Here is an 847-nt window from a genome sequence, read left to right as displayed (position 1 = left end):
CCCCGCCCCCTGCTGCCCGTGCTCGTCCTCATGGCGGGCCAGCCCGGATCGCCCGACGACTGGATCAACTCCGGACGGCTGGTCGACATGATGAACGCCTTCGCCGCCGAGCACCGCGGCCTCGCCCCCGTGGTCGTCGTCGTGGACCCGCTCGGCTCCCAGTTCGCCAACACCCTCTGCGTGAACTCCCGGCTCGGCAACGTCCAGACCTACCTCGCCACCGACGTCCCCGACTGGATCCGCGGCCACCTCCAGACCGCCACCGCCCGCACCTCCTGGATCATCTCCGGTATCTCCTTCGGCGGCACCTGCTCCCTCCAGCTCGGCGTCAACGCCCCCCAGGTCTACGGAGTGATCAACGACATCTCCGGACAGGACGCCCCCACCCTCGGCAACCCGAAGAAGACCGTCGACAAGGCCTTCGGCGGCGACGCCGCGGCCTTCGCCGCGGTCAACCCGCTCGACGTGCTCGCCCGGCAGCGCTTCCCCGACACCAGCGCCGCCTTCGTCGCGGGCAGCGACGACAGCACCTACCGGCCCCAGCAGCGCACGGTCTACGAAGCCGCCGTCAAGGCCGGGATGCGCGCCGAATGGGTCCTCCTCCCCGGCGGCCACAGCTGGCAGGTCTGGCGCCCCGGACTCGAACGCCAACTGCCCTGGCTCGCCCGGCGGACGGGGCTGATCCCATGAGCACCGGCACCCCGCCGCCCGGAACGCCACCTGAAACGCCGCCCGGAACTCCGCCCGGAACGCCGCCCGGGACACCCGACGCGGGCGACAGCACCCACCCCTGGCGCACCACCCTCGACCGGCTCCTCGCCCCCGTCCGCCACGCCCCCTTCACCCT

Annotated in this window: 1 protein-coding gene; it reads left to right on the top strand. The window is 72.7% G+C overall.

The features are described 5' to 3' along the window. Nucleotides 1-690 (top strand): esterase family protein (locus tag K6I34_RS37585; RefSeq protein WP_229332489.1); only part of this gene is annotated, 690 nt, incomplete at its 5' end. Nucleotides 691-847 lie beyond the last annotated feature (157 nt).

It is taken from the genome of Streptomyces sp. UNOC14_S4 (genome assembly GCF_020740835.1).
Lineage (GTDB): Bacteria > Actinomycetota > Actinomycetes > Streptomycetales > Streptomycetaceae > Streptomyces.
Note: the sequence above shows the minus strand (reverse complement) of the source record. Positions and strands in the feature narration are given on the sequence as shown.